This window comes from Microbacterium sp. (assembly GCF_031178525.1).
In the GTDB taxonomy this organism is placed as follows: Bacteria; Actinomycetota; Actinomycetes; order Actinomycetales; family Microbacteriaceae; genus Microbacterium.
In genome coordinates, this window is record NZ_JAPSJA010000014.1 from 1 (window position 1) to 24,796 (window position 24,796).

Below are 24,796 nucleotides of genomic sequence, written 5' to 3' on the forward strand. Positions count from 1 at the left end.
ACAGCAGCCAGATCACCGGCTTCATGATCGTCGCGAAGCCGTTGAGCACGGGCGCGACAGCGTAGGCGAACTGTGCGTTCCGCTGGATGGCGAGGCGCTTGGGCGCCAGCTCGCCCAGCACCAGCGACAGGTAGGCGATCACGAGCGTGAGCGCCACGGTCGCCAGCGTCATCGCCAGCGCCTCGGGCGCGCCCCACGACACGAACAGCGGAGCGACCGACGGAGCGATCGACGTGGCGCCGTACGCCGCGGAGGCGAAGCCCGCCACCGTCACGCCGATCTGCACCGCCGACAGGAAGGTGTTCGGGTTGCGCGCGAGGTTCGCGACCTTCGCTCCTCGGCGACCGCGCGCGGCGATGGCGTTGATCTGGCTCTCGCGCAGCGTGACCAGCGCCATCTCGGTGGCGGCGAACACGCCGCCGACGAGGACGAAGAGGATGACGAGCGCGATGTTCCACAGCAGGTCGGCCATCAGACGTCGCCTCCCCGCTCGCGGGAGGTGGTGCCCAGGGATTCCCGGGCGCCGGGTCTGTCGGGGTCGGGGGTGGATTCAGATCCGCGCGGAGCGTTCATGACTGTTCCTTACTGGGGAGGGGCGGTTCGGTCGCGGGGGCGTCGTCGGCGGCCCGAGCCGGAACGGCCGAGGGTGCCGGCCGCGAACGACGCGTCTTGAGCAGGCTCGCCGCCGTCGCGACCGCGATGGTGGCGGCGATGAACAGCAGGGAGAACCAGATCGGGATCTCGGGTGCCCACAGCATCGGCTGACCCCCGTTGATGAAGGGCAGTTCGTTGACATGCATCGCGTGCAGCACGAGCTTCACGCCGATGAAGGCCAGGATGACAGCCAGCCCCTGGGCGAGGTAGACCAGGCGCTCGAGCAGGCCTCCGATGAGGAAGTACAGCTGCCGCAGGCCCATCAGCGCGAACGCATTCGCGGTGAAGACGATGTACGCCTCCTCGGTCAGCCCGTAGATCGCGGGGATGGAGTCCACCGCGAAGATGAGATCGACGAAGCCGATCGCGATGATCGTGAGCAGCATCGGGGTGACGAACCGGCGACCGTCCATCCGGACCGTGAGCCGATCCCCGTGGTACTCGTCGGTGACGGGCAGGATGCGGCGCACGAGACGCATGAAGCGTCCGTTCGCGGGGTCGTCGTCGTGGTCGCCGAACGCCTGCCGGTACGCGAGTACGAGGAGCAGCGCGCCGAAGGCGTAGAAGACCCACGAGAAGTTCTCGATCAGGGCGGCGCCCACGGCGATGAAGATGCCGCGCAGGATCAGCGCGATGACGATGCCGATCATCAGCACCTTCTGCTGGTAGATCTTCGGCACCGCGAAGCCCGTCATCACGAGCAGGAAGACGAAGAGGTTGTCGATCGACAGCGCCTTCTCCGTGAGATAGCCGGCGAAGTACTCACCGCCGTAGGTCCAGCCCGAGAGCATGCCGACCCCGACGCCGAACAGCAGCGCAAGGCCGATGTAGAACGCCGACCAGCGGGCCGACTCGCCGATCGTCGGCTCGTGGGGCCTGCGGACGTGCGTGAAGAACTCGTAGACGAAGAACGCGATCGTGACCGCGATCGTGATGACCCACACGAGAGGGGTGATATGCAAGAAGACTCCAGACCTGGCGCGACTGAGCGGCGTCAAGGTCTTCTCCATCCGCGTGACTGAGGACCGGTGGCCCGGGATGCGACGTGCATCCGAACTGACGAGCCGACCGTGCCGGAGTACTCCCCTTGGACTTCAGAGGATAGGGGATCCCGGAGGGAGCTTTTCTGACAAGCCCCTGAATCGCGCTTTCCGCCGGCGCGGAGCGCGTCGATCCGGCCCCTGCCAGCGGCGAACTAGCCTCGACCTATGCCCCTCGCGCTTGTCACCGGAGCCGCCCGCGCCAACAGCATCGCCGCCGGCATCGTCCCTCGGCTGGAGGCGGACGGCTGGACGGTCGTCACGAGCGACCTCACGACGGGCGACTACCCGTGCGATCTGTCCGATGCCGCAGCACCCACAACGCTCATCGAGCGGATCACCCGTGAACGCGGGACGCTGTCAGCCCTCGTGCTCAGTCATGCGCACGACGTCGAGTCCGGCATCCTCGACACGACCGCAGCGAGCTTCGACCAGCACGTCGCCGTGAACGCGCGCGCGACCCTTCTCCTCATCGCTGCCTTCGCTCGGCAGGTCGACGTCACGGGCGGGGTCATCGTGGCCTTCACAAGCGATCACACGACCGGCAATCTTCCCTACGGCGCGTCGAAGGGTGCGCTCGACCGGATCGTCATCTCGGCGGCCCGCGAGCTGGGTTCTCGATCGATCTCCGCCAACGTCGTCAACCCCGGACCGATCGACACGGGATGGATGGACGACGAGACGCGCGAGAACCTGACGTCCTACCAACCGCTCGGTCGAGCAGGAACGCCGAAGGACATCGCCGGGATCGTCTCATTCCTGCTGTCGAACGAGGGGCGCTGGATCAGCGGGCAGCTCCTCCACACGGACGGCGGCTTCTCCGCCCGGTTCTGATTCGTCGGATGCGACCGTGCTGAGGCTGTCGCCGCCCACATAGGCGACGGCGGGTGCAGGTGGTCGCGTGACCACCTGCACCGGACCGCCGATCCCGCGCGCGTCGCGCGCACATGACGGCGTCACGCCATGCGGCGCCCGAACCGCAGCAGGGTCCCGAGGCCGAGGAGGAGGACGGCAGCAGGAGCGGAGCCCAGCGCTCCATGCTCCCCCCGGTCATCATCGGCGGCTCTTGGGGAAGCACTGCACGGCCCGTACGGCGCGACAAGATCCCTCTTGACGTGGCGGACGCCCGTGAGTCACCGGTCTGCCGATATCCAGTCCATGCTCCATCGCACGGAGCGCAGGGCCGGCGCCATGAAATCGCGTCTTACCCGGGGGATGCAGGAGTGAGATGCAGCGTTGGCGGTGTCAGGCAGTGCCACTGATGGCGTAGCCGGCCTCTGCGACGGCGGCGCGCAGGGCGGCGTCGTCGACGGGACCGGCGCTTCGCACCGTGACCGTCGAGGTTCCCCCGGCTGTGAGGGCGACCGATACCTCCTCCACGCCGGGTACAGCGGACAGCTCCTCGGTGACGCTGCTGACGCAGTGCGCACACGTCATGCCGTCCACCAGCAACGTGGTGGACATAGCCGCCTCGGCAGACCGCCCCTCCGTCGAGGCACCTGGGGTCGCGCAGCAGGCGCATCCGTTGGCGGTGTCCTTCAGGCCCAGCTCGACTCTTTCGACCGTCATGATGATGTCCTTCCGTGATGGCGTTCAGGAGCCCACGAAACGCGCGATCATCCGCGCGATCCCCGGCACCCGTCCCCGGGCGCGGCGCAGCCTCGTCAGTGGCGCTTGCCCGTCGTCCGCGTACTCGTGCACGCGCCCATCCTACATACCCCTGTGGGGTATCTGGGGAGTCGGCCGATAGATACCCCTAGGGGGTATCTGGTTACCGGCTGTGGCGTGGCTCCCGTGCGCCGATTGCAACGACCGAAGGATGAGAGTTGACAGCTCAGAAGCAGCAGACGGGCGATCACGTGATCGCCCTGCTCGTGATCGCGACGGCCCAGCTGATGCTGGTACTGGACGACTCCATCGTGAACATCGCTCTGCCCGACATCCAGGACGAGCTCGGCATCACCCCCGTGCACCTGCCGTGGGTCGTGAATGCGTACATCCTGGCGTTCGGCGCGCTGCTGCTGCTCGGCGGCAGGATCGGTGACCTCTGGGGCCGAAAGCGCACACTTCAGGTTGGTCTCGTCCTCTTCGTCGCCGCCTCCCTCGCCGGCGGGTTCGCGCAGGACACGATGATGCTCATCGTCGCTCGTGCAGTTCAGGGCGTCGGCGCTGCGCTGACCGCCCCCAACGCGCTCGCACGGATCGCGACGACGTTCGACACCCGGAAGATGCGCGACACCGCGCTGTCGCTCTATGGGGCGATGTCCGGCCTGGGCATCGTCATCGGCCTGCTCCTCGGCGGTGTCCTCACCGAGCTGCTCGACTGGCGCTGGGTGTTCTTCATCAACGTCCCGATCGGACTGCTGGTCGTGGCGGGCACCCGGACCCTGATCGCCGGGGAGCGTCACACCGGACGCCTCGGCGGTTTCGGAGCCGCGCTCGGAACCGGGGGCATGGTCGCCCTCGTCTACGCCGTCACTCGTTTCGGCGAGGAGGGTCTTTCTGACCCACTCGCCCACGGACTGCTCGCGGCGGGGGCGCTGCTGATGGTCATCTTCGTGTTCACCCAGCGTGGCAGCAGTCAGCCGCTGCTACCACTGAGCCTGTTCGCGGACCGCAACCGGTGGGGTGCCTACCTCGCGATGCTCGGCCTGGCCATCGGCCCGATGGGCACGTTCTACATCATCACGCTCTACATGCAGCACGTCTTGGGACAGGGTCCGCTGCTGACCGGTTTGTCCTGGCTCCCGTTCGCATTGGGCATCGTCGTCGGTGCGGGACTGGGACCGAAGCTGCTGACAAGGATCGCTCCGCGTCAGGTGGCCGCACTCGGGGCGCTCCTCAGCGCAGCCGGCGTCTTCTGGTTGTCCCGGATCACGCTCGAGACGCAGTACTGGACGGCGATCGCGCCCGGCATGCTGATCGTCGCCATCGGGTTCGGCACCGGCGTGATGACACTCACCCACGCCGCCGTCTACGGGGTGGATGCCGACAAAGCCGGCATCGCGTCGGCGCTGCTGAACTCCTCACAGCAGATCGGCGTCGCCCTGGGACTCGCGATCCTGGCGAGCATCGCCGCCCGGGTCGGCACCGGCGTCGAAGCAGGCGGCGCCTCAACCGATGAGGTGCTCATCGCCGGCTACCAGAACGCTCTCATGGCAGGAAGCGGCGTCCTCGTCGCCGCGGCGGTTCTCGCTCTGCTCACCCTCAGCCGGCGCAGCCCCACGGGCCAGAACAGCTGAACCTTCGTACTCGTCGCAACGTCGTACCGACGGCGTGGGGCGGCGGGGATCGCCCCCCGCGCGACGCCGTCGGGCGACCGCGTGCACCAGCGCTGCGGCGGCGAGGGGAAGGGCGACGCCTGTCGACGCCCGACGGGACGCCACTTCCCCGCGCTGATCGCACCAGCATCAAAGGGTTGGTCGGACGCATTTCGATCCACCCGAAGCGTCACCCAGCTCCCGCCCAAACGGCGGTGACGGTGGGATTTGAACTCTTGTCGAATCCGATTTCAGACCCGCACTACTGCCTGATCTGCCTGTCACGACGCGGCAAGTGACCTTTCCTGACTGGACGTCCAGAGCCGCTCGGTGTCGGCAGGTTTACCCACTGGTTTACCCACGGATGCAGCCCGCGAAGGGCTGTGGACTTCGGCGCCGTGCGCTGGCGGCCTAGATCGCTCCACAGCAATCGGTCGACCGAACGGCCACATCGCGATGAGGTCTACGCGCACGTAACGGGCGAGCAACAGATCGTGAAGCCCTCGCCCTCAACGGCTCGGAGAAGTCTTGAACCACGCCAGCCGCTCGAAGAGCCGGGGAGACGCGCCATGCTTCGCGAAAGGAGCGCAGGAGACTGAAGCTTGATCTACGCACCCAGCCCGCGATGTCATTTCCCCTCGCTAGATTGACTCCGTGCCGAGCGACCATGTCTTCATCTCATACATCTCCGAGGACTCGGACCAGATCGATGACCTCCAAGCAGCGCTCGAGGCTGCTGACTTCATCGTCTGGAGGGATAAGGACAAGCTGTGGCCAGGTGACGACTGGCAGGCCGAAATTCGGAACGCGATCCGTAGCGGATCCTTCGTGTTCCTCGCTTGCTTCTCATCTAACCTCGCGAAACGTGACAAGTCATACCAGTACGAAGAGCTCACGCTCGCCGCCGAGGAGTATCGGCTCCGCCCGCCCGGAGCATCCTGGCTCATGACAGCGAGACTCGACGAGTGCGAGATTCCAGAGCTTGATCTCGGAGCAGGACGAACGCTCGGTCGTTCGATCCACCGCGCCGATCTCTTCGGACCTGGGAAGACCGCCCAGATCGCTCGTCTAGTAGTGGCCATTCAGCGCGCAATGGGCGCTTCCCCCGGCACACCGCCGGCCTCAGTCAAAGACGCCGCCGTCGAGGCGAGGCGCGCGGGAAGCGATGTAGTCGAAAGCGTGCGCGAGTTGCTGCGAAAGCCGGCGCTTGTCATGGACTACGACGAGTATCTGTCGGATCTCCGCACCCCCATCGTGAGGGCGCTGGCGGATCGAGACGCGTTCCCACTCAACGTCCCTCCCGGAGTCACACAACTCGATGAAGGCCTCACTCGCTCCTGGGTGCAGCGCATCAGGCGCTACGACGACCTAATCGCGCCAGCACTGGTTCCGTTGAAACTCATCGCGATGTATGGGTCACAGACGCATGAGCAAGAGTTGACACGAACAATGCAGATCATCGCGACCCCGCCACCCCCAGACATCTCCAGCGACATCTTCACCGTGGCGCACGAGTACCCTGCGGCCCTCATGACATACGCGCTCGTCCTGGGAGCGCTTGCGAAACAGAACTATTCGATGCTCCGGGCAGCAACTGCCGACGTTCAGATGTCGCTGCCCGGCCATGAACGGGTGCCATTCATCCTCACGTCCGGAAGTCAAAGCATCGTCGGAATCGACCGGTGGCGCGTGCCCGGAACCGTCCTCTGCCTTGAGGACGACGGAGCTATGCCCACGTCAGAAGAGATCGATGAGCTACTCCAAGCGCGAGGGGGACGCCGTCTCACCCCTGTCTCGGACCACCTCTTCACCGTGCTTGCTCCGCTTTATCAACAGCACTTCGCGAGCGACGCAGACTACGCGGGAGCGTTCGACCAAGCTGAAGTGTTGCTCGACGCGATCTCAGAGGATGCCCGCGCGCAGACGGAGCGCTTCTACGGACCGCACGGCGGTTATGGCCGCTACACCTGGCGTCACAGACACAGCGATCGCGGGCCAGAGACGGTCTTGCTTGAGGAGGTGCGCGCTCAAGGCGCAGGCTGGACTCCGCTTCTCGCGGGACTGTTCGGCGGCTCATCCGAACGAGCGATTGCGGCACTTGAGGCTGTCGCAACCATGGCGGTCCACGTCCGCGAGAGAACGTATTAACCGCAGCCTTTCGGCGATCGCCTCGGCAAAGTCGGGACCGAGATCGATGCCGCGTACGCCGCGAAGAACGATCATCCTGATCGCATCTCCAGCTCGCTCCTCACGGTCTCGATTCGCGAGTGCCGTGCAGATGCTTCCGGCCAGCTGGGTGCTGTGGCGTCAGATCCACAGAATCCCCGCTGTGTCCTCGACGTGAGCCTTCGCCTTGGAAACGCTCGGCCAGTAGGTGTTCGGGTGACCGCACTGGTTGCGAAGGTCCCGTGCGTGGCCGAGCACGATCTTCTGCGCGTTGTCGATGCCCGCCGTGGGTCCAAATCCGATCCTTGAGGTCGGCCATCGCGCCCATCCAGACGAACACGATCGCGGCGCGAAGGGCACTGACGCGAAGGCACAAGATTGCCTCGTCTAGGAACTTCTTGGCTCCTGCGTTGGTGACCTTGGCGGCGACCTTCCCCAGTTCACCTAACCTGCGTCACTTCTTTTCGGGGCGAGGGAGGTCGTTCCTCACCAGCCCGATGCCACGCGAGCGAGCTTGACATTTGCCATGTCCGATGTGTCGATGGTCCCCAATTGCGGGGCTGCCACCTGCCCCTGTACCCGATTCGCGCCGCCGCCCTGGCAGGCCACTCTCCAACCTCAGGTGCGCCGTCGCGGAGATGGGGTTCCGCGCCAATACGATGCAGCGGTGGCAGAGACGACAACGCCGGGCTGGCGCACGGGACTGTGGACCGCCTTCACGGTCGGTGTACCGATTCTCGGTGCCGCTGCATCCGCCCACTTCCTGGCCGTCGCGCGCGCGGTCCCGCCGGTCAAGACACCCAAAGGAACACCTCCTCTTCCGTTCTGGGCGACCGAGTCCTTCGGGTGGTACGTACTCGCGGGGCTCTGCGCCCTGGTGGCGGTCGCCGTTGCGATCCTCGGGAAGCACAAGGAGTCCCGTAGGAAGGGCGCGCTAGAGCGGACGAACGACGAGCTCACCACGGCCCTCCGCACGACGAGAGCGCAACTCGACAGCGCCGATAAGGCGCAGCGTGAGGCCGTGGGGGCCGCCAAGCGCGCGCAGCTCGTTAAGCTGCGCGACGCCTTGATGCCCTTCGCCTCGACAACGGCCGACATGGCCCAGCAACCCTTGGAGGAGCGCCCCGGCTACCTGAGATCGGTCGCGCACGTTGCGGTCAGCGCGCTGCAAGCGATGGTCGCCGAGCACGCCGATCGACCGCGCGCGGCGGTGTACTTGCTCAACACCGACTCCGATCCAGTCACGATGGAGTCGATCGGGCACGCGGGCCGCGGTGAGAAACCGCGTCCGTTCGAGGCCGGAACCGTCCGGGGCGATGCAGCACTGGATTTCCTTGAGCTTCGCCGGACTGCGTTCTATCCGAACCTCCGCCGACGCAAGCCTGACGGCTACGAGGGCACCGCGTCCGGCTACGACACCTTCATTTCCGTGCCCATCTGGACCGACAACGGCGTCTACGGCATGGTCTCCCTCGACGCACCCAAAGCCGGGTCGCTCGACGATAGTGACGTGGCCCTCACGGAACTCACCGCGGAGCTCATGTCGATCCCCTTTGAGGTCGGCCAAGACCAAAACACCCCCGAACCGGACGACACAGAACCGACGCGGTGAGGGTCCCCGGCCCTACACTGTCGCTATGGCAGCAAAGTCGGGACAGTGGAAGGTCGTCAAGACCTCCGGTGGCTATGGCGTGCTCCGCAGCATCAACGGATCGACGGTCACCAAGTCCACCGTGGTGAAGCCGTCAACGGTGACGGGTAAGCGCGTCTCGACATCCACCAAGATCGGCCGCTAAGTCGCATTAGTCATGGCCTGCGGCTGCGCGGGCCATCAGGCGTGCCTTCACACTCCGACGAACCGCACCCTCCGCGGACCTTGCAGATAGGATTGGCTACGCACTTTGGCCAGCCGGTTCTGCCTCCTCATCAATGAGGAGGCTGGTGTTCATGCGATGCACCTGAGCCATGAGGTACTCCGCTTCCTGCCTTCCCCCAGCCGCCGATAGCGAGGCTAACCAGGGGTAATCGGCAGAAACAGCGCCGGAGGTTTGCCAACAGTTCAGCCAGTTGCTGTATCGGTAGTGCATCGCGCTGCGCGGAGGCATCTGATTGAGACGAGCGCGCAGCTGGCGCAGCTCCTCCTTCTGCTCGTCGTCCGCAACGAGGCGGACGACGAGCCAGACGCGCTCCTTCGGCCGGCGCAGCTCTCGAGCACTCCCCGTCCACGGTGCGTCCAGCAGCGCCAGCCCGCGCTCGATGAAGCCGTCTTGCTGGAGCCGCACGGCCGCTCGCGAGAACGACGGGCGCGAAACCTCGTCGAGAGCGAGCCCGGCTTTGGTGAACCAGGTCAACGGAGGCACGTTCTGCGACTCCTGCATTGAGCGCAGCATGTCGAGGATCGATCGTTGAACGATGCCATGGCCTCGTGACACTCGATAAGTGTTACACGGTTCGGCCAATTGTGTCTGGGGTCGTCCGCAGGCTAGACGAAGACAGAAGAGGCCCGCCCTGCGGCAACAGGAACGGGCCAGCGTCTTCTGTTTCGCGTTAGCTCGAAGGGATGAAGACATGACGAGTGTAGATCGTAAGAAGAAGCGCAAGCACCGCTTCGACCGACGGGGCACAGGTCTGGGTGGCTCTCTTGAGCTGCGTCTGCGGGTGAGTGTCGAGTTTGTGGTGATCGGCGCGACGGCGACGCTCCTCGCTCATGTGCTGCCGGGGCTGTAAGAGACCGACGCGCGACGGTCATAGCTCAGGGCCGCGCAGTCCCCGCTGGCGCACTTGCGGCGTCGGTCGCTGCCTGTTCTTGGTTTGCTGCCGTTCGCGGTGCTGCCGCAGGCGGTGGGCGGCGTCCTTGGCGGCCTCTTACTGCAGGGCGCCGATTCCGGCGGTGCCAGTCGTGCACCGGGTGGGGCGTCGGCAAGAACATCGACCACGTCGGAGACGATCGGTTCGGCCGGCTCTCGCGCTGTCGTCGACCGTCGATGCGGTCCTGCGCACACCCATAGCCCTGTGCTCGTTAGTGGGTGAGCCCACTTTGGGACGACCTACGGTGGGACACTTTCGGTCGACTCCCGTTCACACCCGCACTAAATGCCCGATTAGACGCAACTTGTGGGGCGAGCATGGCTTACCCGATTCTTACCCAAACGCAGATCAGCGCCCACCGAAGTGGGCGCTGATCTGGGATAAAAGTGGCGGTGACGGTGGGATTTGAACCCACGGTAGGGGGTTACCCTACACAACTTTTCGAGAGTTGCACCTTCGGCCGCTCGGACACGTCACCGTGGTCGAGTTTACGGGAGGTTCACGGGGCGGACAAATCGGCGGGGCCTTACGCCGCTGGGGATCCACTGTCAGGATGTGGCCATGGCCGTCATCGAGAACGCGAAGATCACCGTCGTGGGCGCCGGCGCCGTCGGCGCGGCAACCGCCTACGCCGCGCTCATCCGCGGTGCGGCACGTCATGTCGCGCTGTACGACATCAACGCGGCGAAGGTTGAGGCCGAGGCGCTCGACCTCGCGCACGGATCCCTCTTCACCGGCGCCAGCGACATCCAGGGCTCCGCCGACATCGCCGTGACCGAGGGGTCTCACGTCGTCATCGTGACCGCCGGCGCGGCGCAGCAGCCCGGCCAGACGCGGCTGGAGCTCGTCGGCACGAATGCGCGGATCTTCTCGACGATGATCCCGCAGCTCGTCGAGGCGTCGCCCAACGCGGTGTTCGTGATCGTGTCCAATCCCTGCGACGTGCTCACGATCCTCGCCCAGGAGCAGACCGGCCTGCCGCCCGAGCGGATCTTCGCCTCCGGCACCGTGCTCGACACCTCGCGCCTGCGGTGGAAGCTCGCGGAGCGGATGGGCGTGTCGGCGAGTTCCGTGCACGCGCACATCGTCGGCGAGCACGGCGACACGCAGTTCCCACTGTGGTCGACCGCCTCCATCGGCCCGGTCCCGCTTGCCGACTGGCGACCCGAGGGCGCCGAGCCGGTCACCCGCGAGGAGCTCGACCAGCTCGCGTACGACGTCGCACACGCGGCGTACAAGGTGATCGAGGGCAAGGGCGCAACCAACTATGCGATCGGCCTGTCGGCGACGCGGATCGCCGAGGCGGTGCTGCGCGACGAGCACGCGGTGCTGCCGGTGTCGACCGTGCTGAGCGACTACCACGGCCTCTCGGGCGTCGCACTGTCGGTGCCGTCCGTGGTCGGGGCGAAGGGCGCCTTCCCGATCTTCGAGACGCCGTTCTCCGAGTCCGAGCTCGGCCTGCTGCACGCCTCGGCCGAGACGATCTCGGCGACGACCGACCAGGTGCGCGGCCGCTGACCGCGGCCCGCTGTCCGCGCGGCCGGGCGGGCCTTCGAACGGATGTCCGAAGCCCCGCCTACGCTGAAGCCATGGCCACCAAGCGATCCGCCCCCGCCGCGTACAAGTGCACCGAGTGCGGATGGACGGCCGCGAAGTGGGTGGGTCGCTGTGCCGAGTGCCAGCAGTGGGGAACCGTCGTCGAGGCCGCCGAGCAGACGGGCATCGTGCGCCGCCTCGACCCCATGATCCCGACCGCCGCGGCGCGCCCCATCACGCAGATCGACACGACCGAGGCGCCGCGCCGCCCGAGCGGTGTGGCGGAGTTCGACCGCGTGCTGGGCGGCGGCGTCGTGCCCGGGGCGGCCATCCTGCTGTCTGGCGAGCCCGGCGTGGGCAAGTCCACGCTGCTGCTGGAGGTCGCGGCGCGCTCCGCGCAGGAGGGCCGCCGCGTGCTCTACATCAGCGCCGAGGAGTCGCCCGCCCAGGTGCGGATGCGCGCCGAACGCACCAACGCGCTGCACGATGAGCTGTATCTCGCCAGCGAGACGGACCTCGCGACCGTGCTGGGGCAGATCGACAGCGTCGAGCCGCAGCTGGTGATCGTCGACTCGGTGCAGACCGTGTCCTCCTCGCTGTCGGAGGGCGCGGCCGGCATGCCGGGGCAGGTGCGGGAGGTGGCCTCCACGCTGATCCGGGTCGCGAAGGATCGCGGGCTGCCGATCATCCTCGTCGGCCACGTCACCAAGGACGGGCAGATCGCCGGCCCCCGCCTGCTCGAGCATCTCGTCGACGTGGTCTGCCAGTTCGAGGGCGACCGGCAGACGGCGCTGCGCTTCGTGCGCGCCCTGAAGAACCGCTTCGGTCCGACTGATGAAGTCGGCTGCTTCGAGATGACCGGTGACGGCATCGCCGAGGTGCCCGACCCCAGCGGACTCTTCCTCTCGCACGGCTCGCCCGAACCGGGCACGTGCGTCGCGATCGCGCTCGAGGGGCGGCGTGCGATGCCCGTCGAGGTGCAGGCGCTCACGATCCCGTCGAGCGCGCCGAACCCACGGCGCGTCGTCCACGGCGTCGACGCCTCCCGCGTCGCCATGGTGCTCGCGGTGCTCGAGCGACGCGCAGGCGTGAAGACCAGCGACCTCGACGTGTACGTCTCGACCGTCGGCGGCATCCGCTTCACCGAGCCGGCCGCCGACCTCGCGATCGCGATCGCGGTCGCCGGATCGGTGCTGCACCGCGCCACGCCGCGGGAGATCGCCGCCGTCGGCGAGCTCAGCCTGGCCGGTGAGGTGCGTCCCGTCTCGGCTGCGGCGCAGCGTCGCAGCGAGGCCGCGCGTCTCGGCTACGAGCGCGTGATCGACGAGCGCTCGGGAAAGCTGCGCGCCGCGCTCGACGACATGCGGGCACAGGGCAGACCGCCCGCCCTGGAGGACGTTCCGCAGTTCTGACTCAGCGGCCGTCGCGCATCCGGCGGCGCTGACTGGGCAACGCGGCCAGCGCGACCGGCAGCACGAGACCCGCGAAGCAGATGGCGGCGAGCAGGATCTCCATGGCCCGAGGCTAGGCGCCGAGATCCAGCGCGTCCAGCAGGTCGGCCGGAGAAGCCTGCATCGGGTGAGGGCCGGCGATGTCGAGGAAGACCGTCGTGATCGTGTCGCGGTGCTTCGACAGGAAGGAGCGCAGCCACGCCGGCGAGTACAGCCCGATGCCGGGGGGCAGGTTGTCGGGCTTGTGCTTCGCATCGCTGAACAGCAGCAGCGCGACCTGTCCCGTCTGCGGGTCCCGGTACGTCCACACCTCGCCGCCGTCCAGAGGATCGTCGCGCTTTCCGGGCTTCAGCAGGGGCACCACCGTGTTGCCGTTGCGCAGCGCCAGCGCCACCGCGGCCATGTCCTGCCGCTCGAGCGCCTGCGCGAGCGCCTCCGACCGGAAGTCGACATCGGGAGCCTTCTTGGCACGCTTCCTGGACACCATTCGTTCAGCCTACGGCTACGCACATCTAAACCTCCGGCCAGCAGGGTTCAAGCATTCTGTCAGGTTCGCAAAACCACGATTGATACTGTTGTCATGCCCGTTCGGGCGCGGCATCGGTGGGGACTGGTGGAAGACCGCGCTCTACAGCAGGTTCGGCGCTCAGCGCCTCTGGGGGCCTGCGCGGGACGACGTGAAAGGCCCGGAGCATCGCTCCGGGCCTTCTCCGTGTGGCGCTGAACTACTCCTTCTTGAGCTTGTCCTGCACCGCTCCCGCCATCTTCTCCACGACGTTCGGCAGCTCGGTCGTGCCGTAGAAGCGCGAGTCGGGGTGCGTGGGCGGCGGCATCGGCGCGCTGGTCGTCGGGCCGTCGTGGTACGAGAACTCGCCCTTGCCGTCCGGCGTGGGACCGCTCGCCCAGCGGCCTTCCGCTGCCGCGGCACCGTCGCTGAAGTTCAGGTACTGGTACGCGACCTCGCCGTGCTCCTTGGACTGCGGGAAGTTGCTCGGCACGGGCAGCTCCTCGGCGCCCGATTCCTTGAGCTCCTCGATCGCCGCCAGCCACTGGTTCTGGTGCATCGTGTCCCGAGCGATCAGGAACGCGAGGAGATCCCGCACACCCTTGTCGTCGGTCATGTGGTACAGACGCGCAGCCTGAAGGCGACCCTGCATCTCACCGTTCGCGTTCGCGGTGAAGTCGGCCAGCAGGTTGCCGCTCGCGGTGATGTAGCTGCCCTGCCACGGGTTGCCGTTGCTGTCGACGGGACGCGCTCCCGCGCCGGCGACGATCGCCTGCTGCACGTCCGTGCCGCCGATCACCGCGGCGACCGTCGGGTCGCCCTGCACGGCGTCCTCCGTGATGCCGAGCGGCGACTTCTCGAGCAGCTGCGCGATCATGATCGCGAGCATCTCGACGTGCCCCATCTCCTCGGCCCCGATGCCGAAGACGAGGTCGCGGTACTTGCCGGGGATGTGCATGTTCCACGCCTGGAACTGGTACTGCATCGCGATGGTGATCTCGCCGTACTGGCCGCCCAGCACCTCCTGCAGCTTCCGCGCGTACACCGCATCCGGCGCCTCGGGCTTCACCGTGTGCTGGAGTTCCTGCCTGTGGAAGAACATACGTGCTCCTTCCCGCCCGAGGGCGGTCACTGGTTGGTTGGAGCTCCAGTGAAGACGTGTTCGACGCGTGCGCCCATGCGGTTTACATGCGGCGGATGAGATGAAATCATGCGCCGCGGGGGAGGCGGCGACACCCGCCACCCGCGAGCTCGCTTCAGGCCTCGGCTTCGAGCTTCTCCGGCACGAGCGTGATACCGCCGAGCAGATTGGCCGACTCCGCGAGCTCTTCGAGCCACTGCGGATTGAGCTCGGGCCGCTCCGCGTCCTGGAACGTGAAGCGCATCGGAATCGCCGCGCTCAGCCAGATCGTGCTGCGGCCGCTGCCGTCCTCGTGCTGCAGCGACAGCGTGAACGCCTCGCCCCGCCGCAGCTTCGCGACGATCACGGCCTTCAGATGCGCGAGCGCACGGTCGTTGATGTCGATCGGAGTGCCTTGGGAACCGTAGTAGAGCGTGCCCATGCAGACCACCGTAGAAGCTCCCGCGGTGCGACCGCCAGTTCTCCTGTCGCCCGGCCCGTCATCGACGCGTCGCTCGACCCGCCCGGGAAGCTGCCGCTCAGCGCAGGAAGAACTGCGCCGTCTGCTTCGCCTTGACCTCGCCCACCTCCACGTGGAGGTGGTACGCGGCACCGCCGCGCGGCGCGCGCGGCCGGTTCTCATTGCCGCACGTGGACACGTCCGACCGCGTCTGGTCCCACGTCAGCGGCTCCGCGCTCTCGACCGTCTGACCGGCCGCGAGGGTCACGATCATGTCGCTCGGCTCGCTCTGGCAGTCGGTCGAGCGCCACCACGTGTCCTGACCGCTCGTGATCACGAACCGCTGCTTGGACGTGCCGACATCGAGCGTGCAGTCGACGGACCCGGTGTTGGTGAGCCGGATGCTCAGCGTCACCGGCTTGGTCTCGAACGTCTCGCCGTGCACGACCGGCACCAGGTCGATCACCGCCGGATCGCACGGCTGCGGTTTCGCGGGCTCGGTCGAGCTGGGCGACGGGCTCGGCGCGGGGGTCGCACTCGGCGAGGGCGAGCCGGAGGCTGAAGGCGTCGCCGCCGTCTCGGTCGCCGTGGGGCTCGGCGCCGGCGCGGAGAGCATGTCGGCGAGCGCGCGCCACGGCTGCGCGATCACGAGCCAGACGATGCCCGCGATCACGATCAGGGCGAGCAGCAGCACGGCGATCCTGCGCCGCCGGTACACGGCGGGCGAGTGTCGACGACGCGGCTGTTCTCCCACGCGTTCCAGGGTATGCCGGGCTTCCTGAGCGGTCCCGGCGGCACGCGCGCGCGACCCGTCTCGGCGCCTCGCGCACGCCCCTGTCGCCTCGTCGCAGTCGGGGGCTACAGCAGCTTGAGCATGCGTGTGTTGCCCAGCGTGTTGGGCTTCACGTGCGCGAGGTCGAGGAACTCGGCCACACCCTCGTCGCGACTGCGCACGAGCTGCGAGTAGACATCCGGATCCACGATCTGCTCGCCGATCGGCGAGAACCCGCGCCGCGTGAAGAAATCGACCTCGAAGGTCAGACAGAAGAGGCGACTGAGGCCGAGTTCGCGTGCGCGCTGCTCGAGACCCTCGACGATCGCGCGTCCGACGCCGCGGTGCAGCCACTCGGGATCGACGAGCAGCGTGCGCACCTCGCCGAGGTCCTCCCACATCACATGCAGGGCCCCGGCGCCGATGACCCGGCCGTCGGCCTCGGCGACGAGGAACTCCTGCGTCGCCTCGTACAGCACGACGAGGTCCTTGCCCAGCAGGATGCGCTCCTGCACGAGCGGCTCGAGCATCCGATGGATGTCGACCATGTCGGCCGCGCGGGCGGCGCGCACCACGAAGGGAGCGGTCGCGATGTCGGTCACGCTCTCAGCCTATGGGCGCGAACCTGAACCACCGCCTGAAACGGCGGAGGGGGCGATGCCCGCAGGCACCGCCCCCTTCCGAGGAATCCGGATCGTCAGCTCGCGTTCGCGGTGATGTCAGGCGTCGCGCTGATCGCGCCGCCGCCGGTGTTCACGCCGACGGCGACCCTCTCGCCGCGCGGCGCGTTCTCGAAGACGAACCGGCCGTCCTCGACGTCGACCTTGATGTGGTGCCCCGTGTCGAGCTGGCCGTTCAGGATGCGCTCCGACAGGCGGTCCTCGATCTCGTGCTGCATGGCGCGACGCAGCGGACGCGCGCCGAGCGCGGGATCGAAGCCGATCTCGATCAGGCGCTCCTTGGCGGCCTGCGACAGCTCGAGCGTCATGTCGCGGTCGAGCAGGCGCTGGTTCAGGCGCTTCGTGAACAGGTCCACGATCTGCACCAGCTCGGGCTTCGACAGCTGCGGGAACACGATGATGTCGTCCACGCGGTTGAGGAACTCGGGCTTGAAGTGACGCTTCAGCTCCTCGTCGACCTTGCCCTTCATCCGCTCGTACGTCGTGGTCGTGTCACCCTCGACCTGGAAGCCGACGGGGCCACCGGCGATCGCCGACGAGCCGAGGTTGGTCGTCATGATGATCACGGTGTTCTTGAAGTCGACCACACGGCCCTGACCGTCGGTCAGACGACCCTCCTCGAGGATCTGCAGCAGCGAGTTGAAAATGTCCGGGTGCGCCTTCTCGATCTCATCGAACAGCACGACCGAGAACGGCTTGCGGCGCACCTTCTCGGTGAGCTGCCCGCCCTCCTCGAAGCCGACGAAGCCGGGAGGGGCGCCGAACAGCCGGGAGACCGTGTGCTTCTCACCGAACTCCGACATGTCGAGCGAGATCAGCGCGCCCTCGTCGTCGAACAGGAACTCCGCCAGCGCCTTGGCCAGCTCGGTCTTTCCGACGCCCGTGGGGCCGGCGAAGATGAACGAGCCCGAGGGACGCTTGGGGTCCTTGAGGCCGGCACGCTGACGACGGATCGTCTTCGACAGCGCGGCGATCGCCTCCTCCTGGCCGATGACCCGCTCGTGCAGCGCCTTCTCCATGAAGACCAGGCGGCTGGTCTCCTCCTCGGTGAGCTTGAACACGGGGATGCCCGTGGCCTGAGCCAGCACCTCGGCGATCAGGCCCTCGTCGACCGTCGCGGCCGTCGAGACGTCACCCGAGCGCCACTGCTTCTCGAGGCGCAGGCGCTCGGCGAGCAGCGACTTCTCCTCATCACGCAGAGCCGCAGCCTTCTCGAAGTCCTGCTCCTCCGACGCGGCCTCCTTGGCCTCGCGGACGTTGGCGATCTTGTCGTCGAACTCACGCAGCTCGGGCGGCGACGACAGGATCGACAGACGCAGGCGGGCACCCGCCTCGTCGAGCAGGTCGATCGCCTTGTCGGGCAGGAAGCGGTCGCTCACGTAGCGGTCGGAGAGGTTCGCGGCCGCGACGATGGCGCCATCCGTGATCTGCACCTTGTGGTGGGCCTCGTACCGGTCGCGCAGGCCCTTCAGGATGTTGATGGCGTGCGGCAGCGACGGCTCCGCGACGTTCACCGACTGGAAGCGGCGCACGAGCGCTGCGTCCTTCTCGAAGTGCTTGCGGTACTCGTCGAGCGTGGTGGCGCCGATGGTCTGCAGCTCGCCGCGGGCGAGCATCGGCTTCAGGATCGACGCCGCGTCGATGGCGCCCTCGGCGGCACCTGCACCCACGAGGGTGTGGATCTCGTCGATGAAGATGATGATGTCGCCGCGCGTGCGGATCTCCTTGGTCACCTTCTTGAGGCGCTCCTCGAAGTCGCCGCGGTAACGCGATCCGGCGATCAGCGATCCGAGGTCAAGCGAGTAGAGCTGCTTGTCCTTGAGCGTCTCGGGCACGTCGCCCTTGACGATCGCCTGGGCGAGGCCCTCGATCACGGCGGTCTTGCCGACACCGGGCTCGCCGATCAGCACGGGGTTGTTCTTGGTGCGGCGCGACAGGATCTGCATGACGCGCTCGATCTCCTTCTCGCGCCCGATGACCGGGTCGAGCTTGTTGTCGCGCGCGGCCTGCGTCAGGTTGCGGCCGAACTGGTCGAGCACCTGCGAGCCGCCCTTGGAGCTGTCGCTCTCCTGCTGCGTGCCGGCGTTGACACCCACGGGCTCCTTGCCCTGGTATCCCGACAGCAGCTGGATGACCTGCTGGCGCACCTTGTTCAGGTCGGCGCCGAGCTTGACGAGCACCTGGGCGGCGACGCCCTCGCCCTCGCGGATGAGGCCGAGCAGGATGTGCTCGGTGCCGATGTAGTTGTGGCCGAGCTGCAGCGCCTCGCGCAGGGACAGCTCGAGCACCTTCTTCGCGCGCGGCGTGAACGGGATGTGCCCCGTCGGCTGCTGCTGGCCCTGACCGATGATGTCCTGGACCTGCTCGCGGACGGCGTCGAGCGAGATCCCGAGCGACTCGAGCGCCTTCGCGGCGACTCCCTCACCCTCATGGATCAGGCCGAGCAGGATGTGCTCGGTGCCGATGTAGTTGTGGTTGAGCATCTTCGCCTCTTCCTGGGCGAGGACGACCACACGACGGGCACGGTCGGTGAATCTCTCGAACATCTCACTCCTCCTAGGCGAGGCCGGCGACGTCGGCCCACACCTGGGCCGCGCCGTGATTCCACGGTAGCCAGCGCGAGCCGCGCGCGGTCCGCTGTTCGCCCTGGGCATAGCGCGGCTCCGCGGGAGCCGATGTCGCGAAAGTCTTGACTTATCGATTCTCGTTGTTATCGTTTTTCGATATTAATGCGCATCGGCACGCGCATGCCGCACGAGACAGGAGACGGACGTGACAACGGCCAACCAGGTGACGAGCAGGGGCGACGGCTTCGCCCTCGGCCTTATCGCAACGGGCGCCGCGAGCGTCGGCATCGGCGCGCTCGTCGCGATCGTCCTGTCGACCATCGGGGCGACAGAGCAGGCGGTGACGATCTCGCAGATGCCGATTGCGGCGGAGGAGGCGGGCGCTCCCCTCGGCGGCGCTCAGCCGGTCGTCGGGTCGGCGTATGAGACGGCATCCGTGACCTTCTCGGTGCTGCCCGCCGGCATCCGGTCGATGCTGTGGGCCGAGAGCGTCCTCCCCGCGATCGCGACGATCGGCGTCTGCGCGATCGCGTGGTGGCTGGCCGTGTCGCTCATGCGCGCACGCCCCTTCCGACGGGCAATGTCGACCGCGATCGCCGTCGTCTCGGTGCTGGTCATTGTGGGCGGCACGGTCGGACAGCTGCTGGGAGCGTTCGCGCGCGCGGCCGCGGTGGAGTTCCTCGCGACCGATGGTCCGGGGGCGGAGCCGTTCTCGCTCTTCCTGCTCGAGCTCGACCTCGCTCCCATCGGCTGGGGCTTCGCGCTCGCGCTGATCGCGGGCGCGTTCGGCATCGGCAGCCGCCTCCAGCGCGACACGGAGGGGTTGGTGTGATGACGAGCCCACAACCCGCGCGTCCCGAGCTGTTCGCACAGAGTGACCGCTGGTCGTTCATCGCCCTGTTCCCGCTCTCCGTGGTGATCGCGGTGTCGATCGTGCTCGAGACCGTGCAGCGACTGGGCGCCGTGATCCCGAACGTCGACATCCCGATCGAGCTTCCGCTGGCGCGCGACGTCGCCGCGCTCGGATTCACGGCGGACGGCGGCGGGATCACGGCCTGGGCGGACTCGGGCACCGTGCTGCTGAGCGATGTGACGGGGGGCGTGCATGCGGCGCTGATCGCAGAACCGCTCATCCACGGCGCGGCGATGCTCGTGGCGCTCGCGACCGCGGCGCTGTTCACCCTGAATCTCGCGCGGGGCGTCGCCTTCGACGCGCGCAATACGAGGCTGATCGCGATCTGCGGCGCGGCCCTCGCGCTCGACCTCGCCGCGCGCTTCCCTCTCGACCTCGTCGTCATGAACCATGTCCGCGCCGCGCTGGATCAGGACGTGTTCCAGGAGACGGCCACGGATTCGGGCTTCTTCCTGAACCTGTTCCTCATCTTCGCGCTGAGTGCGATGGGGGTGGCCTTCGCCGCCGGCGAGCGCCTGCAGCGCGACACCGAGGGGCTGGTGTGAGCCCGGCGGACGACGAGCCGACCGGCGTTCACTGCCGGCTCGACGAGCTGCTCGCCGAACGAGGGATGACGCTGACGAGGCTCAGTGAGCTGGTCGGGGTGAGCATCGTGAACCTGTCGGTCCTCAAGAACGACCGCGCGCGGGCGATCCGGTACTCGACGCTGTCCGCGATCTGTCGCGCGCTCGACTGCGAGATCGGCGACCTGCTGGTGCGCGCCGACTGAGGGCACGCCCGGCACCAGCACAGGCTCGGGCGCGGAGATCTGCACGGATCCGGATCCGTCCGCGCGGATCCGTCCGGAGGCGTGCAGATCTCCGGAGGCGTGCTGGGCCCGGGCGCGGGGCGGGTCGGCCGAACCCTGGCGCGCCGTTCGGGGGCGAAGCCGAGCCGCCCGAATGCCCGAGCGTCACTCCCGCGGGATGGCGCCGCGGGTGTCCAGCGCGAGCTCCTCGGCGTCGATGGCGGTGAAGAGCTCGCGCATGACCTCCTCGCCCAGGTTTCCGCGGTCCCGCTCCTCGATCAGGGTGCGACGGCGAACTTCCAGCCAGCCGCGGCGCAGCTCCACCATGTCGTCGTAGCCGGGGCGCGGGCCCTCCGCATCCTGATCGAACTCCGCCGCGGCGTCCGCGCCGCTCTGCACGCGCAGCATCGCCTTCGCCAGCCGGTCGAAGACCTCCGCACCGCGGTCGCCGTAGCGCTCCTGCCACTTCCCCCGCTGTGCGCGCAGGTAGGCCTTGCCGACCTCGCGGTTGCGCTCCAGCACGGCCGCGACCTGCTGCGCGTCCCGCCGGAACTCGTCCTCCGCGCCGACACCGAGGCGCTTGATGAGAGGGGCGAGCGTCAGCCCCTGCAGCAGAAGCGTGCCCACGGTGACCACGAACGCGACGACCATGAGCTTCTGCACGTGCGACTCCGGCATGGCGTCACCGGTGAGCTCGGGCAGTGCCGCTGCCAGCGCCAGCGTCACCACTCCGCGCATGCCGGCCCACGACAGCACCGCGCGCTCCTGGACGCTCAGCACCGGTTCGAAGAGCCGCTGGCGCAGGCTGCGCTCGTTCAGCTCGACGCCGCGTCGCTCCATCCGTTCGCGGCGCCTGCGCACGGGTTTCGCCCGCGGGTGATCGGGGTCGCGGCGGAACTGCTCCAGGCTGTGCTTCCACCGCACGACACGGACTCCCTGCAGGAACCGCCCCCACGAGTACGCCGCGTAGACGAAGATCGGCCGGACCAGCAGCACGACGGCGAAGACGCTGAGCGAGAGCACGATCGTGGTGCCCGCCTGATCCTCCCCGAGCTCGCGTACCACGCCGGGGAACTGCAGGCCGATATAGGCGAACACGAAGCTCTCGAGCATGAAGTCGACGGAGAGCCACAGCGGCCGATCCTGCTGGCGCGTGGCGTAGTCCGTCTTCGGGGCGTTGTACCCGACGTACATCCCCATCGCGACGACGGCGAGCACGCCGGATCCACCGAGATGCTCAGCGATCGCATAGGCGCCGAAGGGCACGAGCAGCCCGACCGTGCCGACGACGACCGGATCGTCCAGCCGCACGCGCAGCTGATGCAGGACGACGCCGAGAAGGAGTCCCACCCCCACGCCCATCACCACGGCCACCAGGAACTGCCAGATCCCGGACCACACGGTCACGGTGGCGCCCGCCAGGATCGCCGCGAACACCCGCACGAGGGTGAGGGACGTCGCGTCGTTGATGAGGCTCTCGCCCGACAGGGCGGTCATCAGACGGCGTGGCAGCCCGAGCTTGCGTCCGATCGCGGCGGCGGACACGGCGTCGGGCGGGCCCACGATCGCGCCCAGCAGCAGGGCGCCGGGGAGCGTCAGCTCCGGCAGGATCCACCACGCCACGAGACCGACGGCGACGGCGGTCACGACGACGAGGCCCACCCCGAGCCGGCGGATGCGCGGCATGCTCTGGCGGAAGCCGACGAAGGAAACCTCGAGCGCGGCCGAGTACAGCAGCGGCGGCAGGACGAGACTCAGCAGCAGATCGCCGTCGATCCGGACGACCGGCACCGCGGGGATCAGGGAGACCAGGATCGCCGCGACCGTGATCAGCAGGGGCGCCGGCCACCCCCGCCAGCGCGCGAGAGCGCCGACCGCCAGGGCCCCGACGAGCACGTAGATGATCTCGGGGTTCATGCGATCAGGCTAGTCGCGGCCCGCCACGTCGCGTTCGGGAATGCCATCCGGATCGCGTCGGTTGGCTCTGAGGATGAGCGAGCAAGTGATCCCCGCCGTGTCCGTGCTCGACCTGGTGCCCGTTCGCACCGGTCAGTCGAGCGTTCAGGCGGTCGCCGCCTCGATGAGCCTCGCGCGGCGCGCCGACGAGCTCGGCTACCGGCGGTACTGGTTCGCCGAGCATCACAACATGCCCGCGGTCGCCTCCACGGCACCGCCCGTGCTGATCGCGGCCGCCGCCGCGCGCACCTCGCGCATCCGGGTCGGATCCGGCGGCGTCATGCTGCCCAACCACGCCCCGCTGATCGTCGCCGAGCAGTTCGCGGCCCTGGAGGCCGTGGCCCCCGGACGCGTGGACCTGGGGATCGGACGCGCGCCCGGCAGCGATCCGGTCATCACCCAGCTGCTGCGCCGCTCGGGCACGACGAGCGAGGTCGACCAGTTCCCGCAGCACATCACGGACATTCTGAAGCTCGTGGGCCCCGAGGGCGCGACCGTGCGCTTCACGAGCGGCGGCGAGTACGACGTGCACGCGACGCCCGCCGCCACGGGCGTGCCGGATGTCTGGCTGCTGGGATCCAGCGACTACTCCGCGACCCTCGCCGCGGCGTACGGCCTGCCCTATGTGTTCGCGAACCACTTCGCGGGTGACGGGCTCGAGCGCGCCATGGAGCTGTACCGCTCGCAGTTCCAGCCGACCGAGAACAACCCGGCGCCGCGCAGCTTCATCACCGCGAACGTCGTGGCCGCGCCGACGCAGGAGGAGGCGGACGCCCGCGCCCTGCCGCAGCTGCGTCAGTTCGCCCGGCTCCGCACCAACAAGCCCATGCGCGCGATGGAGACGGTCGACGAGGCGCTGGCCGCGCCGTCCGATCCGCTCGAGCAGAGCATGATCGACCAGAACCGCGCGCGCTGGTTCGTCGGCACGGGACCGGATGTCGCGGGCGCGCTGCGCGACTTCGCCGCGCGCTACGACGTGGAGGAGGTCATGATCTCTCCCGCCGCGGGCGCGTACGCGTCCGAGCCGCTCGACGCCACCCTCGGCCGCGAGCAGACCCTCGAGCTGCTGATCGGCGCCCTGCGCTGAGGGAAGTGACCGGCAGGTTCTGATCAGGCGTCGGGCGCGCCGGCGATGAGGTCGCGGAGCCAGTCGCGCGCCTCGACGAACACCTCGTCCGAATAGCGGCCGGGGTACTGCACGATTGCGCGATCCGCTCGAGGGTAGGAGCCCAGGAACACGACGTTCGGGCTGAAACGGCGCAGGCCCATGAGGGCGTCGGCCATGCGCTCATCCAGGATGTGGCCGTCGGCGTCGATCACGAAGCGGTACCGGCCGAGGGCGTCGCCGATCGGGCGCGACTGGATGAGGCTCAGGTTGATGCCGCGCGTGGAGAACTGCTCAAGCATCTCGAGCAGCGTTCCCGCGCGGTCCTCGGGCAGCTCGACGATGACGCTCGTCTTGTCGGCCCCGGTCGGAGCGGGCGGCGCGGTCGGCCCCGTCACCAGCACGAAGCGCGTCACCGCGTCGGGGTTGTCGCCGATGCCGCGCGCGAGCACCTCGACGTCGTGATGCGCCGTGATACCGGGCGGAGCGATCGCGGCGTCGGCGGGACTCGATCCGTCGAGCACGCCGACCGCGCTGGCCACGTTGCTCGCGGCCGGCACGTGCTGGTGCGCCGGCAGGTTGGCGGTCAGCCACCCCAGGCACTGCGCGTACGCGACGGGGTGCGCGCTCACGAGCGTGACGTCCTCGATCCGCGCGCCGGGGGCGCCGACGAGCACGAACTCCACCGGCACGAGATACTCGCCGACGATGCGGAGGTTCGGGATCCGCGCGAGCGCATCCTGCGCGGTCGAGACGCCGCCGTCGATCGAGTTCTCGATCGCGATCATCGCCGCGTCGCTGCGCCCCTCCGCGACCGCGGCGAGCGCCTCGCCGACATTGTGCACGGGGTGCCAGATCTGGCCGCGGGCCTCGGGGACCTGGTCGAGCGCGGCCTCCGTGAAGGTGCCGGCGGGACCCAGGTAGCTGTACGTGCGACGAGGAGCGGCATCCGACGGCATGGGCTTCAGCCTAGACCCGGGGCGAAGGGCGGTCGGGCCCGGGCCCCCCGCGCCCCG

Annotated in this window: 24 protein-coding genes and 1 tRNA gene; 12 read left to right on the forward strand and 13 right to left on the reverse strand. The window is 68.2% G+C overall.

The genetic code is table 11. The features are described 5' to 3' along the window. A partial coding sequence (locus RIF89_RS02200) for a CNNM domain-containing protein (RefSeq protein WP_309067529.1) occupies positions 1 to 472 on the reverse strand: 472 nt, incomplete at its 3' end. A gap of 97 nt (positions 473 to 569) precedes the next feature. Beyond that, complete coding sequence (locus RIF89_RS02205) at positions 570 to 1,616, reverse strand: TerC family protein (RefSeq protein ID WP_309067530.1); 1,047 nt, start codon at positions 1,614 to 1,616, stop codon at positions 570 to 572. 246 nt (positions 1,617 to 1,862) lie between these two features. Between RIF89_RS02205 and RIF89_RS02210 the strand changes: the two genes are divergently transcribed. Then, a complete protein-coding gene (locus RIF89_RS02210; protein ID WP_309067531.1) occupies positions 1,863 to 2,528 on the forward strand; it encodes an SDR family oxidoreductase in 666 nt (221 codons plus the stop codon). 411 nt (positions 2,529 to 2,939) lie between these two features. Here the strand turns inward: RIF89_RS02210 and RIF89_RS02215 are convergent, their stop codons facing one another. Beyond that, positions 2,940 to 3,158, reverse strand: coding sequence for a cation transporter (locus tag RIF89_RS02215; RefSeq protein ID WP_309067532.1), 219 nt, complete (start codon positions 3,156 to 3,158; stop codon positions 2,940 to 2,942). Between the two features lie 362 nt (positions 3,159 to 3,520). Between RIF89_RS02215 and RIF89_RS02220 the strand changes: the two genes are divergently transcribed. The 4 genes from RIF89_RS02220 (at position 3,521) to RIF89_RS02235 (ending at position 8,916) form a co-directional block, all read left to right on the forward strand. Beyond that, on the forward strand, positions 3,521 to 4,936 hold the full coding sequence (locus tag RIF89_RS02220) for an MFS transporter (RefSeq protein WP_309067533.1): 1,416 nt from the start codon (positions 3,521 to 3,523) through the stop codon (positions 4,934 to 4,936). Between the two features lie 672 nt (positions 4,937 to 5,608). Continuing rightward, positions 5,609 to 7,102 carry a toll/interleukin-1 receptor domain-containing protein gene (locus RIF89_RS02225; RefSeq protein ID WP_309067534.1) on the forward strand — a complete coding sequence of 498 codons (1,494 nt, stop codon included), beginning with the start codon at positions 5,609 to 5,611 and terminating at the stop codon, positions 7,100 to 7,102. Between the two features lie 685 nt (positions 7,103 to 7,787). Next, the gene (locus RIF89_RS02230; protein WP_309067535.1) at positions 7,788 to 8,732 is read left to right on the forward strand and encodes a GAF domain-containing protein; all 945 of its coding nucleotides are present in this window, start codon (positions 7,788 to 7,790) and stop codon (positions 8,730 to 8,732) included. A 25-nt stretch (positions 8,733 to 8,757) separates the two neighbouring features. After that, positions 8,758 to 8,916, forward strand: coding sequence for a hypothetical protein (locus RIF89_RS02235; RefSeq protein ID WP_309067536.1), 159 nt, complete (start codon positions 8,758 to 8,760; stop codon positions 8,914 to 8,916). A gap of 96 nt (positions 8,917 to 9,012) precedes the next feature. On the opposite strand, the gene RIF89_RS02240 is transcribed toward RIF89_RS02235, so the two are convergent. Next, the gene (locus RIF89_RS02240) at positions 9,013 to 9,552 is read right to left on the reverse strand and encodes a hypothetical protein (protein WP_309067537.1); all 540 of its coding nucleotides are present in this window, start codon (positions 9,550 to 9,552) and stop codon (positions 9,013 to 9,015) included. Positions 9,553 to 9,688: 136 nt separating this feature from the next. Here RIF89_RS02240 and RIF89_RS02245 point away from each other — a divergent pair, with 136 nt between their 5' ends. Then, positions 9,689 to 9,847 carry a hypothetical protein gene (locus RIF89_RS02245; RefSeq protein WP_309067538.1) on the forward strand — a complete coding sequence of 53 codons (159 nt, stop codon included), beginning with the start codon at positions 9,689 to 9,691 and terminating at the stop codon, positions 9,845 to 9,847. A 468-nt stretch (positions 9,848 to 10,315) separates the two neighbouring features. Here the strand turns inward: RIF89_RS02245 and RIF89_RS02250 are convergent. Further along, positions 10,316 to 10,406: transfer RNA gene (locus RIF89_RS02250), tRNA-Ser, on the reverse strand. 83 nt (positions 10,407 to 10,489) lie between these two features. Here RIF89_RS02250 and RIF89_RS02255 point away from each other — a divergent pair. Together RIF89_RS02255 and radA are read left to right on the forward strand one after the other, a co-directional pair. Further along, on the forward strand, positions 10,490 to 11,446 hold the full coding sequence (locus RIF89_RS02255; protein ID WP_309067539.1) for an L-lactate dehydrogenase: 957 nt from the start codon (positions 10,490 to 10,492) through the stop codon (positions 11,444 to 11,446). Between the two features lie 71 nt (positions 11,447 to 11,517). Next, complete coding sequence (radA, locus tag RIF89_RS02260; protein WP_309067540.1) at positions 11,518 to 12,876, forward strand: DNA repair protein RadA; 1,359 nt, start codon at positions 11,518 to 11,520, stop codon at positions 12,874 to 12,876. 112 nt (positions 12,877 to 12,988) lie between these two features. Here the strand turns inward: radA and RIF89_RS02265 are convergent, their stop codons facing one another. The 6 genes from RIF89_RS02265 to RIF89_RS02290 form a co-directional block, all read right to left on the reverse strand. Next, positions 12,989 to 13,402, reverse strand: a complete 414-nt coding sequence (locus RIF89_RS02265) for a dehydrogenase (protein ID WP_309067541.1) — start codon at positions 13,400 to 13,402, stop codon at positions 12,989 to 12,991. A 238-nt stretch (positions 13,403 to 13,640) separates the two neighbouring features. After that, positions 13,641 to 14,522 (reverse strand): manganese catalase family protein, encoded by an 882-nt coding sequence (locus RIF89_RS02270; protein ID WP_309067542.1) that lies wholly within the window; start codon positions 14,520 to 14,522, stop codon positions 13,641 to 13,643. A 154-nt stretch (positions 14,523 to 14,676) separates the two neighbouring features. Continuing rightward, complete coding sequence (locus RIF89_RS02275; protein WP_309067543.1) at positions 14,677 to 14,982, reverse strand: hypothetical protein; 306 nt, start codon at positions 14,980 to 14,982, stop codon at positions 14,677 to 14,679. Positions 14,983 to 15,079: 97 nt separating this feature from the next. Continuing rightward, positions 15,080 to 15,754, reverse strand: a complete 675-nt coding sequence (locus RIF89_RS02280; protein ID WP_309067544.1) for an APA family fibronectin-binding glycoprotein — start codon at positions 15,752 to 15,754, stop codon at positions 15,080 to 15,082. Between the two features lie 104 nt (positions 15,755 to 15,858). Beyond that, the gene (locus RIF89_RS02285) at positions 15,859 to 16,374 is read right to left on the reverse strand and encodes an amino-acid N-acetyltransferase (protein WP_309067545.1); all 516 of its coding nucleotides are present in this window, start codon (positions 16,372 to 16,374) and stop codon (positions 15,859 to 15,861) included. A 95-nt stretch (positions 16,375 to 16,469) separates the two neighbouring features. Next, positions 16,470 to 18,998: an ATP-dependent Clp protease ATP-binding subunit gene (locus RIF89_RS02290; protein WP_309067546.1), complete on the reverse strand. Its 2,529-nt coding sequence runs from the start codon at positions 18,996 to 18,998 to the stop codon at positions 16,470 to 16,472. 226 nt (positions 18,999 to 19,224) lie between these two features. Between RIF89_RS02290 and RIF89_RS02295 the strand changes: the two genes are divergently transcribed. Genes RIF89_RS02295 through RIF89_RS02305 form a run of 3 tightly spaced genes read left to right on the forward strand, consistent with a single transcriptional unit; the run spans position 19,225 to position 20,701 of the window. After that, positions 19,225 to 19,851 (forward strand): hypothetical protein, encoded by a 627-nt coding sequence (locus tag RIF89_RS02295; RefSeq protein WP_309067547.1) that lies wholly within the window; start codon positions 19,225 to 19,227, stop codon positions 19,849 to 19,851. Continuing rightward, complete coding sequence (locus RIF89_RS02300) at positions 19,851 to 20,477, forward strand: hypothetical protein (protein ID WP_309067548.1); 627 nt, start codon at positions 19,851 to 19,853, stop codon at positions 20,475 to 20,477. Before RIF89_RS02295 ends, RIF89_RS02300 begins: the two co-directional genes overlap by 1 nt. Further along, positions 20,474 to 20,701: a helix-turn-helix transcriptional regulator gene (locus RIF89_RS02305; RefSeq protein ID WP_203136527.1), complete on the forward strand. Its 228-nt coding sequence runs from the start codon at positions 20,474 to 20,476 to the stop codon at positions 20,699 to 20,701. Before RIF89_RS02300 ends, RIF89_RS02305 begins: the two co-directional genes overlap by 4 nt. Positions 20,702 to 20,884: 183 nt before the next feature. On the opposite strand, the gene RIF89_RS02310 is transcribed toward RIF89_RS02305, so the two are convergent. Further along, positions 20,885 to 22,636, reverse strand: a complete 1,752-nt coding sequence (locus tag RIF89_RS02310; protein WP_309067549.1) for a sodium:proton antiporter — start codon at positions 22,634 to 22,636, stop codon at positions 20,885 to 20,887. Positions 22,637 to 22,709: 73 nt separating this feature from the next. Between RIF89_RS02310 and RIF89_RS02315 the strand changes: the two genes are divergently transcribed. Then, entirely contained in the window at positions 22,710 to 23,762 is a 1,053-nt protein-coding gene (locus tag RIF89_RS02315; protein ID WP_309067550.1) for an LLM class flavin-dependent oxidoreductase, read from the forward strand. 23 nt (positions 23,763 to 23,785) lie between these two features. Here the strand turns inward: RIF89_RS02315 and pheA are convergent, their stop codons facing one another. Further along, positions 23,786 to 24,739: a prephenate dehydratase gene (pheA, locus tag RIF89_RS02320; RefSeq protein WP_309067551.1), complete on the reverse strand. Its 954-nt coding sequence runs from the start codon at positions 24,737 to 24,739 to the stop codon at positions 23,786 to 23,788. Positions 24,740 to 24,796: the final 57 nt, after the last annotated feature.